This is a genomic window from Rhizobium sp. BK251, assembly GCF_004345245.1.
Classification (GTDB): domain Bacteria; phylum Pseudomonadota; class Alphaproteobacteria; order Rhizobiales; family Rhizobiaceae; genus Rhizobium.
Genome location: NZ_SLUQ01000007.1, coordinates 187,491 through 205,707 on the forward strand (window position 1 = coordinate 187,491; position 18,217 = coordinate 205,707).

Here is an 18,217-nt window from a genome sequence, read left to right on the forward strand (position 1 = left end):
GTGACCCCAGAGCCTGGTTCGAGCGGTGAAATGGCGGTGGACGGCGAAGCTGGCCGCCGCCCGAACGGAATTGCCGTTCTCCTGCACGAACTGATGGCGCAGCCGATGGCCGGCCCGCTCGCGGCGCTGATCATCATCACCCTGACCTTCTCGCTGACGACCTCGACCTTTTTCACCATTGGAAACCTCTCGCTGCTGTTCCAGCAATCGGTCGTCGTCGGAACCCTTGCCCTTGGCCAGACGCTGATCGTGCTGGTCGCCGGCATCGATCTCGCCTGCGGTGCAATCCTGGTTTTCGGTACGGTCGTCATCGGCAGCTTGGCGGCGCAAAACGAACTGCTCGCCATGGCGCTCGGCCTGCTTGCCTGTCTCGCCGCCGCCTCGATCAACGGTATCGTCATAACGCGCTTCCGTTTGCCGCCCTTCATCGTCACGCTCGGGACGCTGGCCGTGCTTGCGGCGGTGTCGCGTCTCTACACCCGATCGCAAAGCTATCCGATTTCATCGGATTTCCTGACCATACTCGGTACCGGGCCGACAAGCGGGCTGGTGACATTCACCTATGGCAGCATGCTGTGGATCGTCCTGACACTGGTTCTCAGCTATCTCTTGAACCAGACGCCGTGGGGCGTTCGCGTCTACGCGATCGGCAATTCGCCAAGTGCGGCGAGGCTGAACGGCATCCATGTCGGCCGGGTCGCCTTCAGCGTCTACGCCTTCGCCGGCCTGTTCTATTTCCTGGCCGCCTGGCAGGCGCTCGGTCGTACGCCGATTGCCGATCCCAGCGGCTACCAGACGGCCAACCTGGATGCCATCACGGCGGTGGTGATCGGCGGCACCAGCCTGTTCGGCGGACGCGGCGGCGTCGCCGGAACATTCGTCGGCGCGCTCATCGTCACGGTTCTGAAAAACGGACTGACCCAGGCCGGCATCGACTCGCTGTATCAGCAGATCGCCACCGGCATCCTCGTTGTGCTTGCCGTCGGTACCGACCAGTATATCAGCCGGGGGCGACGGTCGTGACGCCCGGTCGCGAAACATCCGACCTCGTACTTCAGGCGACTGGCCTGACCAAGCGCTACGGCCATGTCGTGGCGATGGACGGCACCGACTTCGAACTCTCGCGGGGCGAGATACTGGCCGTCGTCGGCGACAATGGGGCAGGCAAGTCCAGTCTCATCAAGGCCCTCACCGGGGCGATCAGCCCGGACAGCGGGGAGGTATTCCTCGATGGCAGGGAGGTGCGCTTCCGCAGTCCTCTCGACGCCAGGCTCGCCGGTATCGAAACCGTCTATCAAGAACTCGCCGTGGCGACGGAGCTGGACATCGCACAGAACCTGTTTCTCGGCCGGGAGCTCAGAAAACGTGGCGTGCTCGGCGACGTCTTCCGCCAACTGGACAAGGCGGGCATGCGCAGGCAGGCTGCCGAGCACATGAAGAACCTCGGCATAAGGGTGCAATCCATCCGCCAGAAGGTCGAGACCCTTTCCGGCGGTCAACGGCAGGCGGTCGCCGTTGCGCGCGCCGCAGCCTGGGGACGAAAGGTCATCATCCTCGATGAACCGACCGCCGCTCTCGGCGTCAGGGAGACCAAGCAGGTCCTCGACCTCATCCTGAAGGTCCGCGACCAGGGCCTTTCCGTCGTGCTTATCAGCCATAACATGCCGAACGTCTTCGAGATCGCCGACCGTATCCATGTCCATCGTCTCGGCCGACGGGTCGCCATCGTGGAACCGCGCACGACGTCGATGAGCGATGTGGTCGCGATCATGACGGGCGCACTCAAGCCGGATGACATGCGCTCGGCCGTGCTTGCGAGGTCCTAGAGCATTTCCGCTTTTCTTCGAATCGCGAAAACGCTCGCTGGAATTGCTTGGGTTCAGATATTCCGGGAGGAGGGAAGAGCATGTCGATAATGGATCGGTTCTCGATGCGCGGGAAGGTCTCTGTGGTGACCGGCGGAAACCGAGGCATAGGAAGAGCGATTGCGCGCGGGCTCGCCGAAGCAGGCTCAGCCATCGCAATCGCCGCCCGGGACGAAAACCAGACCGCGGAAGCCGTCGAGGAATTGCGCCGGCTCGGGATTGAAGCAATCGGCATCAGGGCGGATGTCTCAGACCGGGAGGATCTGGAAGCGATGGCCGAAGAGGTCGGCCGTGCGCTGGGGCCGATCGACGTCCTCGTCAACAATGCGGGGATCGGAATGCACGCCAATGCGCTGACCTTGGCCGACGAGGAGTGGGAGCGTCTTTTTGCGATCAATCTCGAAGGCGTCTGGAAGGCGAGCCAGATCGTCGGGCGACGAATGGTGAGCAACGGCCGCGGCTCGATCATCAATATCGGATCGATCTCCGGCCTGATCGTCAACCGGCCGCAATGGCACTCTCCCTATGGGATCGCCAAGGCGGCGGTGCACCACCTCACGAGATCGCTGGCGGCCGAATGGGCGCAGTCGGGCGTCCGGGTCAACGCCATAGCGCCGGGCTATGTCAAGACCGAGATCGCCAGCGACGAGTACGAAGCCTATGGCCACTACTGGCGCGACGAGGTTCCCATGCAGCGTTACGCGACACCTGAGGAGATCGCCCCGATTGCGCTGCTGCTCGCCAGCGACGCCTCATCCTTCATCACCGGCTCGGTCATCGTGGCCGACGGTGGATATACGCTCTGGTAGGCAAGCGCGGCAAGCGGCTCCAACGATGCGCAAGACGAAAGCTTCGCGTTTCCGCCGGTTGCTCAGGCCGCGCCTTCAAAACCCGAGGCTTTAAACGCAGCAGGGTGAAGATACGCTGGCGGCTCAAGACATGGCGGTCTTCAATCCGCTGAGGCCCGCTTGCGGGCAAAGCCGCAGAGCTTGCCGACAGCAAGCTGCGCTGCGCTCTTCAGCAATCCAGGATCGCGCCAGGCCCAGCGGGCCAGAAGTCCGAGTTGGGGCATTTTGCGGTGCTTTATCTGCCGGGCCTGGCTCCAGAGAGCCGTGCGGCGGACAGTGTTCTTGTAGTCCCTGATTGAGGCCACATCGTCGGGCCGGTGCGAGAACTTCGATTCCAGCAAATTGAGTGCGGCCCAGGTGGTGAACTGCTGCTTCAGGAACTGCGGGGAATCATTGTCGATGCCGTGGAAAATATTGACCCCCATGCCGCGCGAGGCGCCCTGTTCGCCGCAAACCAGAACGCGCTTTGCCGCCATCAGACAGTCGCAGAAAAAAAGCATGTCTTCGGCGGCAAGGCGCAATTCGGCTTCGAAGCGAATTTTCTCAAACAGCCCGCGACCGATTGCCATGGACGAAAGATGCAGAAAAACATCGGAAGATCCCCAACTCTTGAGCAGTGCGCTCTCCATATCGGGAACCTCCATCAAGAGCGGCGTCTCAGAAAGCCGGACGACACCTGCAGAGTTGGCAAGCTCCGCCGTTGAGGAGTGATAGTAGAACTCCTCGCCCCCGTCGATCGAGGCAAAATAGCAGTCGGCCTCGAAACGGGTCAGGCCGTCATAGGCATTCTGCAGGTGGTTCGGCGTCCAGATGTCGTCGGAATCGAGGAAGGCCGCGTAGCGCGTCGAGGCCGGGATGTTGTCGAGGCCGGTGTTGCGCGCGCCACCCGGCCCGGCGTTCTTCTGGCGGATGACCTTGATGCGCGAACGTTGCGCCTCGGTCAGCGACTTGAGGTCGCCGTCCACGGATACGGGAGACTCGTCGTCGACCACAAGAATGTCGAAATCTTGGAACGTCTGTTCAAATATAGAAGTAAAAGCCCGGTTCAGAATTCCCGACTGCTTCTGATAAAAGGGAATGATAATCGTAAACGTCGCCATTTTTCTCCCGCGCGGTTCCCACGTCCAGGCTAAACCACCATGTTGGGCCAGCCCCGTTGTTGCTGCCCTGCATGCCACTTCATCTCTCGATGGCTCGTCTTATCCCAGCGCTCCAAAAAGGAGCCGAACAACTACGTGCGAACTACTTCCTGTCGAGGCAAAGCTTCTTCGTCAAGGACTTTTGACCGCACTGCGCAAAGCGCAGGATTGAACAGATGCACAGGGCTCAAAATTTGCCAAGTCAATCTATGGTGACTTTTGCAGCAATAGATCTTGGCCTTTATTTCAGATCGCCAGAAAACTGTTGCTGTTGTCATAGGACGGCGGATTTATTTACGCGCTCAAGTGGGTTTAGACTTGAGACGCTATCTGGGATGGAGTTGGGGGCGGGAAGGCAAAGAGCGCCCTGACGAACCGGCGAGCGCCGGGTTGCATCGTGGCCGAGATTGATAATGCACGAGTAGGATCTATCGCCATGGTGCGGCTTGCGGACGGTCTCGTCGCAAGCCTTGCTACGGAAGATCTGCCCTTCGGACAGTCTCTGTCCGCCGGCACTTTTGCCTCGTCACTGACCTTTCAAAGTCTCGCGACTGACCCATGTATTTCGGTAAGGACGTTGACGACAACGAGGCGTTCGTGTCCCTCGCCTGATCGCTCGATCTGCACCAAGCGTCGAGCGCGACACAGCATCATGACCTCTGGATATTTTCGTGGTGGTCCAAATGAATGCAAAGTCATCCTCGCCTGGCTCAGACTTTTCCAAGGGATTTCCGATTGCCGATATTCCCGAGGGCCAAGTTGTGTCGGGAAATGTTGCCGGCGAGCCGGCCCTGCTGGTATCGCAAGGCGGCGAGTTGTTTGCGATCGGCGCAACTTGCACGCACTACGGCGGCGCGCTCGCCGAGGGGCTCCTGGTCAACGATACGATCCGATGTCCGTTGCACCATGCTTGCTTCAACTTGCGGACCGGGCAGGTGATGTGGCCACCGGCCTTCAATGATCTGCGAGCATGGCCGGTCGAATGCCGAGACGGCAAGGCCTTTGTCGGCGCGCAACCGCTAACCTCGCAGACGGCACACCTGACGGGCGTGGACCTGCCTGCAACTGTCGTGATTGTCGGAGGCGGTGCAGCGGGCAATGCCGCCGCCGAGACGCTCAGACGTGAAGGATACCAAGGGCAAATCACAATGCTGAGTGTTGATCGGTCATTGCCATACGATCGACCAAACTTATCAAAGGACTATTTGGCCGGTACCGCCAAGCCGGAATGGATGCCGCTGAGATCGCAGAGCTTCTACGAAGAGCATGGCATCGACCTTCGCGCCGATACCCGCGTGACCAAGATCAATCCGGCGGAACGGACGCTGGTTCTGTCGGACGGCACTCGTCTCGGCTATGATGCCCTGTTGCTCGCGACAGGGGCTGATCCCATACGTCCGGACATTCCCGGCTCGGATTTGCCGCATGTGCGGATGCTCCGCACCTGGGCCGACTGCGATGAACTGATCGAATATGCTCAAACGGCTCAGCGGTGCGTTGTCATAGGGGCCGGCTTCATCGGCCTCGAGTGCGCGGCCGCGCTGCGGTCGCGAGGGTTGGCGGTGCATGTCGTGTCTCCCGCTGCGCGGCCCCTGGAACACGTCCTCGGCGCAAAGCTAGGCGACATGATCCGTGAGCTCCATGAGGCCCATGGAGTTGTTTTCCACCTAGGCGCCTCTGTCGTCGGAATTGATGCAAACCAAGTTACGCTGTCAAACCATGAAAAGCTGGACGCGGAGTTGGTCGTTGTCGGCATAGGAGTTCGTCCCAACGTGGCCCTCGCGAAGGACGCCGGTTTGACGGAAGATCGCGGCGTTGTTGTCGATGAATACCTCCAGACGAGTGCTCCCCGCATCTACGCGGCAGGTGATATCGCGCGATGGCCGGATCCCCGGACCCGGAACATGCTGCGCATCGAGCATTGGGTCGTTGCGGAACGTCAGGGTGTCGTCGCGGCGCGCAACATCCTTGGCCATCGGCAGCGCTTTGATGCGGTGCCGTTCTTCTGGACCCAGCAATACGATCTCACCGTAAGATACGTGGGACACGCGGAACGCTGGGACCGCGAGGAGATAACAGGCAATCCCTTGGCGCACGACTGCACGGTCACTTACTGGCAAGACGGGACCAAACTTGCCGTAGCGACGGTGGGGCGTGATTTGGAAAGCCTGCGCGCAGAGGTCGGCCTTGAGGGTAGTTCTCCATGACCTGCACCGATGCGCATGTGGCGCTGAAACGAAAGCCGCCCGCAAATTAAGACGGTGACGATTCTTCGCTAAACGAACCCGGCAAGCGAAAGGGCAAACTGAATACGAGTCTCGGCGCCCGGCCAGCCGCCACGATCCGGAACCGGATCAAAGGGTGTTCTTGTACACACGACCGTCCTTGATGATAACGGCCAGATTTTTTTGAGGATCTTCAATCAACTGAAGGGTTTCAAGCGGATTGCCATCCCAGACGAGCATATCGGCAAGGGCATCCTTTTCGATAACGCCCAATTTTCCACTATAGGGCGTCCGCAGATTGGAAAGCGCGAGCAGTTCGGCGTTGACCGATGTTGCCATCTTGAGTGCATCGGCGCTGCTGTACCAGTTGGCCAGATGGGTCAGCATGATGTTCTGGCGAGGCGTCAGCTGGGGAGAGAAAAGAACATCCGAGCCCCAGGCCGTCTTGATGCCGTACTTCTTCACATAGCCGTAAATCCGCGGCGTATGGGCAAAGATCTGTTTCGCTCGTTCGGCTCCGGGCCCCGTCTGCGAAGCGGCATCCTCCATCGTCAGGAAGGGCTGCATGCTTAGCCACACGCCCTTGTCCGCAAAGCTCCTGGCGGTTTCCTCGTCCATCAGATGGGCGTGTTCGACGCAGGCCGCGCCTCCGGCAATGGCCCGCTGAACCGTGTTGGACGCATAGGCGTGGACGGTCACATAGGTATTCCAGTCTTTGGCCACGTCGACAGCCGCTCGAATTTCGTCCTCGCTGAACGTGCTCATGTCGAGAGGACTTCGCGGAGAGGAGACACCGCCACCGCCTACCAGCTTGATCTGTGAGGCGCCCTGCAGAAGCTGCTCGCGTACGCTCCTCTTCAAATCGCCCACATCATCGGCGATCGCCGATGCGCCCATCAGCTCGCTTACGCTCAGCTGGCCATTCCGCGCCGGGATTTCCGAGGGCATTCGCAGGTCGCCGTGGCCGCCGGAGGTCGTGATCATTGCCCCTGCCGGGAATATGCGCGGTCCGGTAATGAGGCCATTGTCGATCGCCTGCTTGAACGTGAAGACCGGACTCCCCAGGTCGCGGACTGTAGTGAAGCCGCGCATCAAGGTGCGCTCGGCCTCAGCCGTCGAGGTCGCGAATATGATGCCGGGATCTCCCGTCAGGAGAACGGGCAGGGGCACTGCAGCATAGATCGTGTGCCAATGCGCATCGATCATGCCCGGCATCAGGATCCGGTCGCCGCAGTCGATGACGGTTGCATCGGCGGGGGCGGGATTGTTGGCTGTATCGATCGAGACGATCTTGTTGGCTTCGATCAGGACCTGGGCGCCCTGTTGCAGCGTACCCGACTTCCCGTCAAAGAGGCGGGCTTGCCTCAGCAGGATCTTCGAGGGCGTAGCAGCAGCCTGCGCTCCGGCAACCTGTGGCATCATGCCCGTGACGGCGGCCGATCCGATACCTGCCAGGAAGCTCCTTCGCGAATACTCGCCCAGTCGAACGGATGCTCGTTGAAGAAGTGGGTTGGCGCAGCCGCAGCCGGCGCCATGAACGAGATGCTGATACTTCCTGCCCAATCGAAACATGGCACTCGCCTGAAACACGCGGCTGTCGGAGTATATTTTGACAACCTAACATGCAGCCCGCACCAAATCCATTACCTGTCGTTCCTGAAAGATCGCTGTCTCGCCACAGTCTATGATGTCGCTTTCCGGATGGGCGGTCTTGGTGATGAGAAAGAGGCGATTGTCGCAGACGTCGCTCTTCGAAACGGGCGAGCGTTGATTGGCCCACCCCCGTCAGCGATCCGGTCGTAATGTTAGTGATCTGAGAATCTGACGTCATGCCGCCCGCGCGGGAAGCGGCTATCATGTAGGTATTTTTGGTATAGCCACTATGGGGGATTGCGGCTAAGTCTTTGATTTAAATGGTCGGGGCGACTGGACTCGAACCAGCGACCCCTTGACCCCCAGTCAAGTGCGCTACCGGGCTGCGCTACGCCCCGACCTGCCGAAACGGCTTGTGTCCATTAGACTTTCGAGCCCGGGAGCGCAAGCGGAAAATGGCCGCTCCATGTTGAAAACGAAGCTGTATTGCTTCGAGGGATGCGGCCGGCCGGCGATGCTCTCGGATGCGTTATCCGCACGCGCGGGCGTCTCACGCATGTTTGAGTCTCCCCAGGGCGGAAAAAGCCCTGCTTGCCTTGATATTGCTGCACTGCACACTATTGTCTGTGAGGCCCGGGGGAGGTAGCGGTTTACCGATGCGTGGGAGTGCGTCGAAATCAAAAAGGACGTTGCACCATGCATTTGAAGTTTCCTCGCCAGATCGCGCGCATCCTGTCGCAGCCTTCCGGCCTGCCGCAGCTTGCGGGCTTCGATCTGCTGCCGGCCGGGCATTCGTCGCCATCCCGCAAGTCTTCCCCTGAGCCGCGGAAGCTGGTCGAGGTCAGGTCCTTTGGCCGCAATCCGGGCGATCTGCGCATGCTGGAATATGTGCCGCCCGGCCGCGCAGGCAGCATGCCGCTCGTTGTCGTTCTCCACGGATGCCTGCAGGACGCGGCTGGTTTCGATCGTGGCAGCGGCTGGACATCTCTGGCGCGCCGCTATGGCTTTGCGGTTCTCTACCCGCAGCAGACGTCTTCCAACAATTCGAACCTTTGCTTCAACTGGTTCCGGCCGAGCCAGGTAACGCGCGACCGCGGTGAACTTGCCTCGATCCGCGAGATGATTGCCAATATCTGCGAGCGCCATGCCATCGACCAGAGCCGCATCTATGTCATGGGGCTTTCTGCCGGCGGGGCAATGACGGCCGCGCTGCTTGCCTGCTATCCCGAGCTTTTCGCCGCCGGATCGATCGTCGCCGGCTTGCCTTTCGGTGCTGCCCGCGATGCGATGACGGCGCTGTCGGTAATGAAGAACGGTGCTTCGCGCGAGCCGGATGAATGGGCGGCGCTTGCAAGGCAAGCCGGGCCTGAAGAGGTTGATCGTTATCCCGCCGTCTCCATCTGGCATGGCACCGTCGATCATATCGTCTCGGTGGAAAACGCGCGTGCGTCCGCGGCCCAATGGACCCGGTTGAAGGGGTTGTCCCTCCGGGAGGGCAAGGAGCAGCGCATGGAAGGCGGCACCCGCACGGAATGGCGGGATGCTGAGGGCAGGGTAGCCGTTGCGCTCTATCTGCTGGACGGGTTCGATCACGGCTTGCCGGTATCGCCGCCGGCAAGGCCCGCTGCAAACGATATCGATCGCTTCATGACCCCGTCGACGCTGCCGGCGCCGGAAGAGCTCGTCCGCGCCTGGGGTCTCGCTTCGAAGTAGGCCGTTGCCGCCGCTACTTCTCCTCGATCTGGACGCCGTTCTCGCCGATGCTCATTTCGATGCCCTTCGGCTTGGTTTCCTCATGATAGACGTAGGCGCCAAGACCCACGACAACGACGAGCAGGGCGCCAACGACGAGATAAAGACTGTTGCTGCGGTTCAAGTGACTTCCCCTTAAGACATTGATCTCGAACCAATAACGCCGCGAGGCGCAATTGGTTCCGGGGCTGCCCGCAACGGTTCAGTCGTCGTTGGTGGAGTTGAGGTTTTCCGGTCTGATGCCGTCGTCTTCGTCGTCGCGCAGCTTGAGCCTGATTCCCGGCCCGCCGGCGTCAAGATTGCCGCTTGCCAGGAACACGATGCCATGCGCTTCGAGCGCGGCCTTCAATGCATGAACGATATTGGATGCGGGCGCAGCATCCTCCGTCTCGACCGCCGCGACCGCCGAAACTGGGAGGTTGCTTGCCGTCGACAGTTCCTCGAGGCTCAGCCCTATCATGGCGCGAGCGCCGCGTATTTGCGCTGCGGTAATCATGATTCGAATTCTAGTGCCTTTTGTGAAGTTCTCAAGTAGCGGCGACCGCGGAAAGCCGCTGCCTGCGCCAAAGGCGGGCCTCCAGCGCGCCGCAGCCCCAGACTATACCAACGAGCAGGTAGAAGTGCCGCCAGTGGTCGGTATCGATGACGTTGCCGATGGCCGCATGGCCGATGACGGTGATCCACGCGATCATCAGGTAAGGCTGCCAGGGCCGGTCGCGGAGCAGGTTCCGGAAGCCGATGCAGAGCGTCCAGATCAGCATCGCGATATAGGTGGAAAAGCCGAGCCAGCCATAGCTCGTCAGCGTCTTCAGCCAGATATTGTGCTCGTCCTCCGAAAAGATCTTGCCGAAGACGAGCGGTCCCATGCCGAGCGGCCGTTCCATCGACATCAGCAGGCCGAGCCTGTGCCGCTCGAAACGGCCGAGATGACCGCCGTCATAGTCCTGCACCAGTTCGGCGCGGGCAAGGAAGAGCGCACGCACCTGTGGGAATTGCAGGGCGATCAGGAGTGCGACCGTCATCAGCAGGATCGCCGCCAGTGCCAGGATGAGGATGCGCAGCCGGAAGGCACCGCTCCGCTCCTTGAGCAGCATGACGAAGACGAGCGCCATGGCGCAGAACAGGAAGAGCGCCCATGCGGCGCGAGAGAACGAGAGGAAGACGCCAAGGGCAAGCACGAGGAGGATCGCGGCCCTGAGAGGCGTTTTCCGGAAGTCACCCGCCAGCATGCCGTAGATAAGGTAAAGCGACGGGGCGACCAGGAAGGGGCCGAACACGTTCGGATCCTGGAAGGCGCCCTTGGCTCGGTCGTAGAGCGTGAATGCCGCTGCACCCGGAAAGGCATGGAAGTAGCCGAGGATGCCGAGCAGGGCGGTGATCGCCGCCGCTGCAGTCCAGGCATGGAAGATCAGTCGTAGCCGCGCGTGGTTGTCCTCGATGATGGCGGCATAGAAGACGGCCGACAGCGCGAGAAAGGCTGAAACGGCCACGTATATGGGGCCGTCCGTCAGATCCGACATCGTTGTCAGGGAGAGCATTCCGCCGACGTTGAAGGCGAGCAGGAGGCAAAGCAGCGGCGCCACGGCGCGCGAGATTTTCAGCCCGAGAAGGAACCATATGGCGACGAGCGCGGCGATCCACAGCTCATAGGGCGCCGGTTCGTCGATGACGAAACCCGAGAGGAACACGCCGAAGGCCACGAAGGCGGACCCGACAAGCCGAAGCGTTGCCCTTTGGGGCTGCGCAACCCGCGGAAAGGCGTGGTCGACGGCGCTCAATAGGCGTTTTCCGTGTTGAGCAACCGGTAGGGTGTCAGCAGCAGGATCTTGAGATCGAAGAGCAGCGACCAGTTCTCGATGTAATAGAGGTCGTAGGCTGTCCTGAACTTGATCTTCTCGTCATTGTCGATTTCGCCGCGCCAGCCGTTGATCTGCGCCCAGCCGGTGACGCCGGGCTTCACGCGATGACGGGCGAAATAGCCCTCCACAATGTCGCTATAGGCACGGTTGCGCGTCTGGGCGAGCACCGCATGCGGCCGCGGGCCGACAAGCGAAAGCTCGCCGCGCAGCACGTTGAGGAGCTGCGGCAGTTCATCGATCGACGTCTTGCGGATGAAGCGGCCGACCGGCGTCACGCGAGGATCGTTCTTCGTCACGGCGTCGCGGGCGGTCGGATCTGCCCGGTCGGCATACATCGAGCGGAACTTGATGACGTTGATGACCTCGTTGTTGAAGCCGTGACGTTTCTGGGTGAAGAAGACAGGCCCCTTCGAGGTCGCTTTCACGGCAATGGCGGTGCCGATCATCACCGGCCACAGCAGGCAGAGCGCAACGATGCTGAAGACGATGTCGAACACGCGCTTGGCGACGGAATCCCAGTCGCGGATCGGCTTGTGGAAGACGTCCAGCATCGGCACCGCGCCGACATGCGAGTAGGCGCGCGGACGGAACCGCAGCCTGTTTGCATGTGCGGCGATGCGGATGTCGACCGGCAGCACCCACAGCTTCTTGAGAAGCTGGAGGATGCGGTCCTCGGCGCTGAGCGGCAGCGAGATAATCAGCATGTCGATGCGAGCTAGCCGCGCGAATTCCACAAGCTCGGCAGCAGTCCCGAGCTTGGGATAGCCGGCGACGACTGCCGGCGAGCGTCCTTCGCCGCGATCATCGAAGATGCCGCAGATGCGGATGTCGTTTTCCGGCTGCTGTTCGAGGGCGCGGATGAGATCCCTCGCGGGCTTTCCACCGCCGACGATCACGGCGCGGCGTTCCATCGTACCGTTGCGCGCCCAATGGCGCATCCCGTAACCGACGAGGATGCGTTCGACGGTCAGGAAGAACCCGCTGGCCATGAACCATGATGCAAGCATGGGCAGCCGCGAACTTTCGCTATCGAAAAATATCAGGACCGCGATCGCCACGACCACGAAGGAGGCGGCCCACGCGGCCTCGATGCGGTGCAAGGTGCGCAGCGGCATCCTGAGGGAGGGGATCAGGTAGGTATCGGCGATCTGCAGGAAGAGCACGGCAAGCGCGGCGCCGCCGAGCGCGACCGGTCCGCGAACCAGGAGCGAGCCTGCGGAGGGGCCGTAATGCAGATAGAATGCGGCGAGGCCTATCGCGACAAGCGAGAAGAATTCGAAGAGCCGCAGCTGCCCTATGACCAGCGTTGGAGAGCGGGTGCCATCGCGAAATTGCTCGGCGATCTGCCGGGCGAAGTCATTCATGTCGGCCGGGTTGCCGGAGCCCTCCGCGCCGGGATCGTTCGATTGGCGTCGGCTGATTTCGGACGCCTGCTTGCGCAGCGCCTCGATGTCGAACAGTTCGGATTTGTCGATCTTGTTCATGGGGCTTCGATCCGGATACTATCGAAAACCCTTTATCAGCAAGGCACTAAGAAACGTTTTACGTTACGGAAGCTTCTCAGCGTACGGAACGTGAATCGATTAGCTCGTAGTACAGTTTCAGGACATCCCGGGCCATGACGGAAGCAGAAAAGCGCGATCGGATTGCCTCCGGCTTCGGCATGGCCTCATCGCGCCAGCCCGCTCTGCCGATCGCTTCGGCCATCACCCGCGCCAGATCATCCGCATCCCCGGGCTCGGCAAGAGCGGCGCTCTCCCTGCCGAGCGCCTCGGGTATGCCGCCGACGCGTGAGGCGATCACGGTCTTTTCTGCCGCCAGCGCCTCCAGCACGATATAGGGCATGGCTTCCGCACGGGAGGGCACCACGACGTTCTCGGACATGGCGAAGGCTTCGCGAACCTGCATGGGCGGCAGCATCCCGATACGTTTGCCGAGGCCGCGCTCGACCATCATGCTGTAATACTTGTCCCGGTCGGGGCCGTCTCCGATCATCAGGGCTGACAGCGGCCGGCCGAGCTTGCGTTCGGCCTTGGCGAAGGCGTCCACAAAAAGATCGGGACCCTTCAGGTCCCGCAGCATGCCGATATAGACGAAGTGGACGGCGTCCGACCTCGTCGGCACCGGACTGAATTCCTTCTCGTCTATTCCGTTGTAGATCAGCCTGGTTCGCGTCCGGGGTTTGCCGACCTTGCGCTCGTAGGTCTCGCGCTCGTAATCGCAGATGAAGACGAGCGCGTCCGTCAGATGCTCCAGAAATCGCTCGACGCGCAGCACAAGCTGACCGCTTGGCGACGAGCGCGAATAGTGCAGGCTTCCGCCATGCGCAGTGTAGAGGCGGGCTACGCTATACCTATTCACCCGCAGAGCTGAGCCGATGACGCGTGCGAGCGCGCCGCCTTTGGCGCCGTGCCCGTGCAGCACGTCCGGCCGCAAACTTTTGATTGTCTTGTAAGCTTCCCAGAGCGCGCCCATGTCCGCCGGGCCGACGGAGCGTCGGATCGGCAGCCTCACGAGGCCGAGCGAGAGATAGGGGCGGATCTCGTCGAAAAGCCGGTCCTCGTGTTCGCCGCCGGTCGTGCTGTCGCAGAGGATCCCGACCGCGTGGCCGGCCCGGCTGTGCGATTCAGCAAGGTCGCGCACATGGCGGAATATCCCGCCGACGGGCGACCTGAAGCAGTGGAGAATGCGGAGCGGTCTGTCTGGCGCCATCGATCGTCAGAAAAGCCGTTCGCGTACGTAGATGGTGTCTCCGGCAATGATCGGATCGGAGATTCTAACCCGTCCCGTCAGAACCTGGCCGTTTATCTTGCGCGTCACATCGACCGTCCGCTGGTTCGCGCGGCTGGAATAACCGCCGGCAACGGCGATCGCGTTTTGCACCGTCATGCCCGGCACGTAGGAATATTGCCCCGGCTGGCCCACTTCGCCCATGACGAAGACCGAGCGGTAGCGGTCGACATCGATCGTCACGTCCGGGTCTCGCAGATATCCCTGCTTGAGCTTGCCGGCGAGGTCGCCGGAGAGCTGTTGCAGCGTGCGTCCGCGGGCAGCGACCTGACCGACGAGCGGGAAGGCGATGTAGCCCGCCTGGTCCACGGTATAGGTATTGGTAAGGCTCGGCTGCTCGAAGACGGTTACGCGCAGGCGATCACCGCTGTCGAGGGAGTAGGGCTGGATGGTGGCCTGGTTGAAGGATTTCGGCGCCGGCTGATATGTCGTGCAACCCGCAACCGCAGCCGCAATGACGGCAAGGCTCAGGGCCAGGACGGATTTTGGCGTTGGGCTGGGCATTTGCGGGCGCTCGCTGGACGAATGGAAATCTCTTGCCGTGTTATCGTTCCGTTAGGGTTAATGGCCGGTAAAGAGCGCGAGGAATTTGCCTCACCTTGGGAGAATGGCGGGGGCCAATCGGCCCGGATGCCATTAACGCTTGGGTTACCATAGTCCTTTACAACTCCCCTTACGTCATCTTTTGGAGTGGGGCATGCCCGGCGTCAGCGGCAATCAACAGGATGTGGACATCGATCTCGGGCAGCTCGTCCGGGCGATATGGCGTCGTCGCCTGCGGATTTTCGCGGCAACGGCGGTCTGCGTCGGGCTTGCCTTCGTCGCCGCAAAGGTGCTCACTCCGCAATATCGCAGCGAGACGCGCATTCTCATCGAGCCGCGCGCACCTGCCTTCGCCGCCACCGCAGCGGCCAGCGAACCGGGAACGGGGCCGCTGCTCGACGAGCTCAACATCGCGAGCCAGGTACAGATCCTTCAGTCGGCCGACCTCATCAAGCAGGTGATCGGCAAGCTCAAGCTTTATGATCTCCCGGAATTCGATCAGGCCAACAACGCGTCCGCCCTTTCCGATATCCTGGTTGCGCTTGGCTTGAAGAAGAGCCCGCTGGACAACGCGCCGGAGGAACGCGTCATCGACGCCTTCGTCGAGCGGCTGCAGGTCTATCAGGTCAATACGTCTCGCGTGATCGGCATCAACTTCACCTCGAGGGATCCGAAGCTCGCTGCCGCGGTGCCGAATGCTATCGTTGATGCCTATCTCGCGATCCAGAGCGGTGCAAAGCTCGACTCCAATTCGGAGGCGACGCGGTGGCTGGAGCCCGAAATCGCGAACCTCCGCGAGAAGGTGACCGAGGCGGAGAAGAAGGTCGCCGAATATCGCGCCTCCTCCGGCCTCCTGCCGACGGGCGACACGACCACTTTTCCGGTGCGGCAGCTCGGCGATATTTCGGCCGAGCTTGCCCGCGTCCGCGGCGAGAAGGCCAATGCCGAGGCGAAGGCGAAGGCGGTGCGCGAGGCGTTGAAGTCGGGTCGGCCGACCGACATGCTGCCCGAGGTCGTCGGCGCAGAATCGATCCAGCGGCTGAAGACCACCGAGTCGGGTCTGGAATCGCAGATATCCGACCTTTCCACGTCGATGCTCGACGGGCATCCACGGATGAAGAGCCTGCGGGCCCAACTTGCGGATATACGCGCTCAGATCAAGCGCGAGACGCAGAAGATCCTCGCCAGCCTCGAAAACGAGGCGAGGACCGCCGATCTGCGCGAGCAGCAGCTCGTGCAGCAGTCCAATACGCTGAAGGCCAACAGCGCGCGCGCCGGTGAGGATCAGGTCGGGCTGAACGCGCTCGAACGCGAAGCTGCCGCCCAGCGCCAACTGCTCGAAACCTATCTCTCCCGCTATCGCGAGGCTGCATCGCGCTCCGACCGCAATTCCAGCCCGGCGGACGCACGCGTCGTTTCCAAGGCCGTCCTGCCGATCGATCCCTATTTCCCGAAGGTCGTGCCGATCGTGATCGTCGCGGCTGTCGCCTCCCTTGTCCTGAGTTCGGTGTTCGTCATGCTCGCCGAACTCTTCAGCGGCCGTGCCCTGCGTCCCGTGAACGAGGTTGAGATGCCGGCAAACCGGCAGGCGAGCACTGCGGGCGAGCCTCCGCGCGATGGCGATCCGGCCGTCACTCCTGCGATGATGGAGGCGGCGGAGAGCGATCTCCACAAGGAGGGTAGCGCAATTTCGGCAGACGGGGACGGGCAGGAGGCCGATGAGGACTATTCGATCCAGTCGGTCGCGGACTACCTTGCGGAAGAAGAAGGCCGGATCGTGATTTCCGTGTCACCGACCGGCGACAATGGTTCGACCGCCGTCGTGATGCTGGCGCGGATGAGTGCCGATGCGGGCCGCCGCGTCATTCTCGTCGACATGACCGCCTCGGCCTGCCCGACGCGGTTGATGGCGGACGACCGCGAGGCTGCGGGCATCACCGACCTGCTCTGCGGCGAGGCCGCCTTCGCCGAAACGATCCATGGCGACCGGCTTTCGGACGCACATGTTGTCCCGCAGGGGACGAGCGACGTGCGCCGTGCGATGCGCGGCATCGACCGTCTCTCGCTTATCCTCGACGCGCTTTCGTCGGCCTATGACCTCGTGCTGGTCGAATGCGGACCCGCCGACGTGGCGAGCGTTTCGCGGCTGACGCGCGACAAGGATATCGAGGTCGTCCTGTCGATGCCGGTCATGGACGAGGAACTCTTCGTTGCCGCAATGACCGAATTCGGCGAGGCCGGATATGACCGGTTGATCCTGATGTCCGGCGTGCGGGACGATAACGCCCAGGGCGGCCTTCGCGCCGCCTGATCGGTGCGGCGCTCCCTCAGGTCACGTCTCGGTATCTTCGCCCAAAGCTGCCGGTGCATTTCGGGAACCCGCCCGGATGCGCTGCAGAAATCCATAAAGACCGGGATGAGCCTTGATGAATATCTTGGCGCGCGTTCCCGCCCTTTGCAGAAGAGCAGCAAGCCGGCCACGGGCGGTCAGCGGCATTGCGAGATCGTAGTGGACGGTTTCCACCGGACACCACGAACGCTTGTACGGCTGGTAGCCGATGCCGAAATCGAAGAGCGCCACGCCCTGCCCATGAAGATGCGAAATCATCAGGTGGAAGAGCATCTCGCCGGGGCTGGTGTCCGGGACGACCGTGTCGTCGAAAGCCGAGAACTGGCAGATGACATGGTCGCCCTTGCGCGAGAGGGCAGCGACGGCTGCGATGCGACCTTCCTCAGGCGTTCCGACACGGAGCGCATGCAGGCGAAGCGGATAGGCGTCGTGGCCTGGCGTTGCTGAATCGAGCATCTGGTGAAAGAAGGCGCGGACATCGGCCTCGTCGAAGACGTCGGGAAGCCCAAGCGTCCTGAAGCGGACCGCCTTCTGCCGGAACAATATCTCCAGCAGCGCATGCTGTTCCTGCGGCGTCGAGGCGACGACATGCTCGTATCCGCCGACGGCCTCGAAGCGCCTCTCCTGAACGCGGAACTTCTTGCGCCGTGACTTGGCATTGATCTGTTTCAGCGTTTCCTCGAAGCCCTCGAGAAGCGGCAGCTGGTAGGCCCGATTCTGGTTCGGGAAGTGGGGCAGGGCGCAGAGCGGGTTTTGCCTGCGTCTCCATTCAAGCGGCACCTTCTGCAGCAGCAGAATATCCGCCACGCCATCGAGGGCAGCGGCGATCCTGCCGGGCAGGGCGGCCAGCACCGAATGATCGGCGGCATCCAGAAAGTCGCGGTCGAACAGGCCGGTATTGATGTTGCTGTGCTCCGTCGCGATGAACCGGGCGACGCGACCTGCTCCGGTGCGGCGGACCTCCAGCGGCAGGATGAAGGCAGTGCGTTCGCCGATACGTCCCCACAGGATGGCAAGCTCGCTGCCCTGGTTCTTCGTCCAGGCCGCGCACCAGTCGTAGCCTTGATGGAGGGAGTTGCGGTCGTCCTCTTCCAGACGGCGCCACTCGGCCTCCAGCGGCTCCATGGCGCTGAGGCGGCTCAACTGGAGTTCCTCCGTCGCCTTGTTCTCGACGACGTGCAGGGGCGGCGGCTCTTTCGCCTGCCCGCCCTGCAATGGCCGGTCATCAAGTGTCTGCGTCTGCAAGGTCACTT

The 18,217-nt window shown here is 61.9% G+C and carries 15 protein-coding genes and 1 tRNA gene; 6 read left to right on the top strand and 10 right to left on the bottom strand.

Features of this window, described 5'->3' with window-relative positions:
- The 3 genes from EV286_RS18910 (at position 1) to EV286_RS18920 (ending at position 2,674) form a co-directional block, all read left to right on the top strand.
- Positions 1-1,023: an ABC transporter permease gene (locus tag EV286_RS18910; RefSeq protein WP_207909885.1), complete on the top strand. Its 1,023-nt coding sequence runs from the start codon at positions 1-3 to the stop codon at positions 1,021-1,023.
- Complete coding sequence (locus EV286_RS18915; RefSeq protein WP_245500757.1) at positions 1,020-1,826, top strand: ATP-binding cassette domain-containing protein; 807 nt, start codon at positions 1,020-1,022, stop codon at positions 1,824-1,826. Before EV286_RS18910 ends, EV286_RS18915 begins: the two co-directional genes overlap by 4 nt.
- Positions 1,827-1,906: 80 nt before the next feature.
- Complete coding sequence (locus tag EV286_RS18920) at positions 1,907-2,674, top strand: SDR family oxidoreductase (RefSeq protein ID WP_132958715.1); 768 nt, start codon at positions 1,907-1,909, stop codon at positions 2,672-2,674.
- Between the two features lie 140 nt (positions 2,675-2,814).
- On the opposite strand, the gene EV286_RS18925 is transcribed toward EV286_RS18920, so the two are convergent.
- Positions 2,815-3,813, bottom strand: a complete 999-nt coding sequence (locus EV286_RS18925; RefSeq protein ID WP_132959039.1) for a glycosyltransferase family 2 protein — start codon at positions 3,811-3,813, stop codon at positions 2,815-2,817.
- A 710-nt stretch (positions 3,814-4,523) separates the two neighbouring features.
- On the opposite strand from EV286_RS18925, the gene EV286_RS18930 reads away from it, so the two are divergent.
- Entirely contained in the window at positions 4,524-6,059 is a 1,536-nt protein-coding gene (locus tag EV286_RS18930) for an FAD-dependent oxidoreductase (RefSeq protein ID WP_348633563.1), read from the top strand.
- A 147-nt stretch (positions 6,060-6,206) separates the two neighbouring features.
- On the opposite strand, the gene EV286_RS18935 is transcribed toward EV286_RS18930, so the two are convergent.
- Together EV286_RS18935 and EV286_RS18940 are read right to left on the bottom strand one after the other, a co-directional pair.
- The gene (locus EV286_RS18935; protein ID WP_132958717.1) at positions 6,207-7,649 is read right to left on the bottom strand and encodes an amidohydrolase family protein; all 1,443 of its coding nucleotides are present in this window, start codon (positions 7,647-7,649) and stop codon (positions 6,207-6,209) included.
- Between the two features lie 342 nt (positions 7,650-7,991).
- Positions 7,992-8,068 (bottom strand) — tRNA-Pro (locus EV286_RS18940).
- Positions 8,069-8,366: 298 nt separating this feature from the next.
- Between EV286_RS18940 and EV286_RS18945 the strand changes: the two genes are divergently transcribed.
- Positions 8,367-9,383, top strand: a complete 1,017-nt coding sequence (locus EV286_RS18945; protein ID WP_132958718.1) for a PHB depolymerase family esterase — start codon at positions 8,367-8,369, stop codon at positions 9,381-9,383.
- Positions 9,384-9,396: 13 nt separating this feature from the next.
- On the opposite strand, the gene EV286_RS32010 is transcribed toward EV286_RS18945, so the two are convergent.
- The 6 genes from EV286_RS32010 to EV286_RS18970 form a co-directional block, all read right to left on the bottom strand.
- Positions 9,397-9,546: a hypothetical protein gene (locus tag EV286_RS32010; protein WP_165932885.1), complete on the bottom strand. Its 150-nt coding sequence runs from the start codon at positions 9,544-9,546 to the stop codon at positions 9,397-9,399.
- Positions 9,547-9,624: 78 nt separating this feature from the next.
- A complete protein-coding gene (locus tag EV286_RS18950; RefSeq protein ID WP_132958719.1) occupies positions 9,625-9,918 on the bottom strand; it encodes a helix-turn-helix transcriptional regulator in 294 nt (97 codons plus the stop codon).
- Positions 9,919-9,949: 31 nt separating this feature from the next.
- Positions 9,950-11,200 (bottom strand): O-antigen ligase family protein, encoded by a 1,251-nt coding sequence (locus tag EV286_RS18955; protein WP_132958720.1) that lies wholly within the window; start codon positions 11,198-11,200, stop codon positions 9,950-9,952.
- Positions 11,197-12,765 carry an undecaprenyl-phosphate glucose phosphotransferase gene (locus EV286_RS18960; protein WP_132958721.1) on the bottom strand — a complete coding sequence of 523 codons (1,569 nt, stop codon included), beginning with the start codon at positions 12,763-12,765 and terminating at the stop codon, positions 11,197-11,199. Before EV286_RS18960 ends, EV286_RS18955 begins: the two co-directional genes overlap by 4 nt.
- A 76-nt stretch (positions 12,766-12,841) precedes the next feature.
- Entirely contained in the window at positions 12,842-13,993 is a 1,152-nt protein-coding gene (locus tag EV286_RS18965) for a glycosyltransferase family 4 protein (protein WP_132958722.1), read from the bottom strand.
- 6 nt (positions 13,994-13,999) lie between these two features.
- Entirely contained in the window at positions 14,000-14,575 is a 576-nt protein-coding gene (locus EV286_RS18970; protein ID WP_132958723.1) for a polysaccharide biosynthesis/export family protein, read from the bottom strand.
- A 193-nt stretch (positions 14,576-14,768) separates the two neighbouring features.
- Here EV286_RS18970 and EV286_RS18975 point away from each other — a divergent pair, with 193 nt between their 5' ends.
- Positions 14,769-16,925 (top strand): Wzz/FepE/Etk N-terminal domain-containing protein, encoded by a 2,157-nt coding sequence (locus EV286_RS18975; RefSeq protein ID WP_132958724.1) that lies wholly within the window; start codon positions 14,769-14,771, stop codon positions 16,923-16,925.
- Between the two features lie 21 nt (positions 16,926-16,946).
- Here EV286_RS18975 and EV286_RS18980 read toward each other — a convergent pair whose 3' ends face one another.
- Positions 16,947-18,209, bottom strand: coding sequence for a GNAT family N-acetyltransferase (locus tag EV286_RS18980; protein ID WP_132958725.1), 1,263 nt, complete (start codon positions 18,207-18,209; stop codon positions 16,947-16,949).
- Positions 18,210-18,217 lie beyond the last annotated feature (8 nt).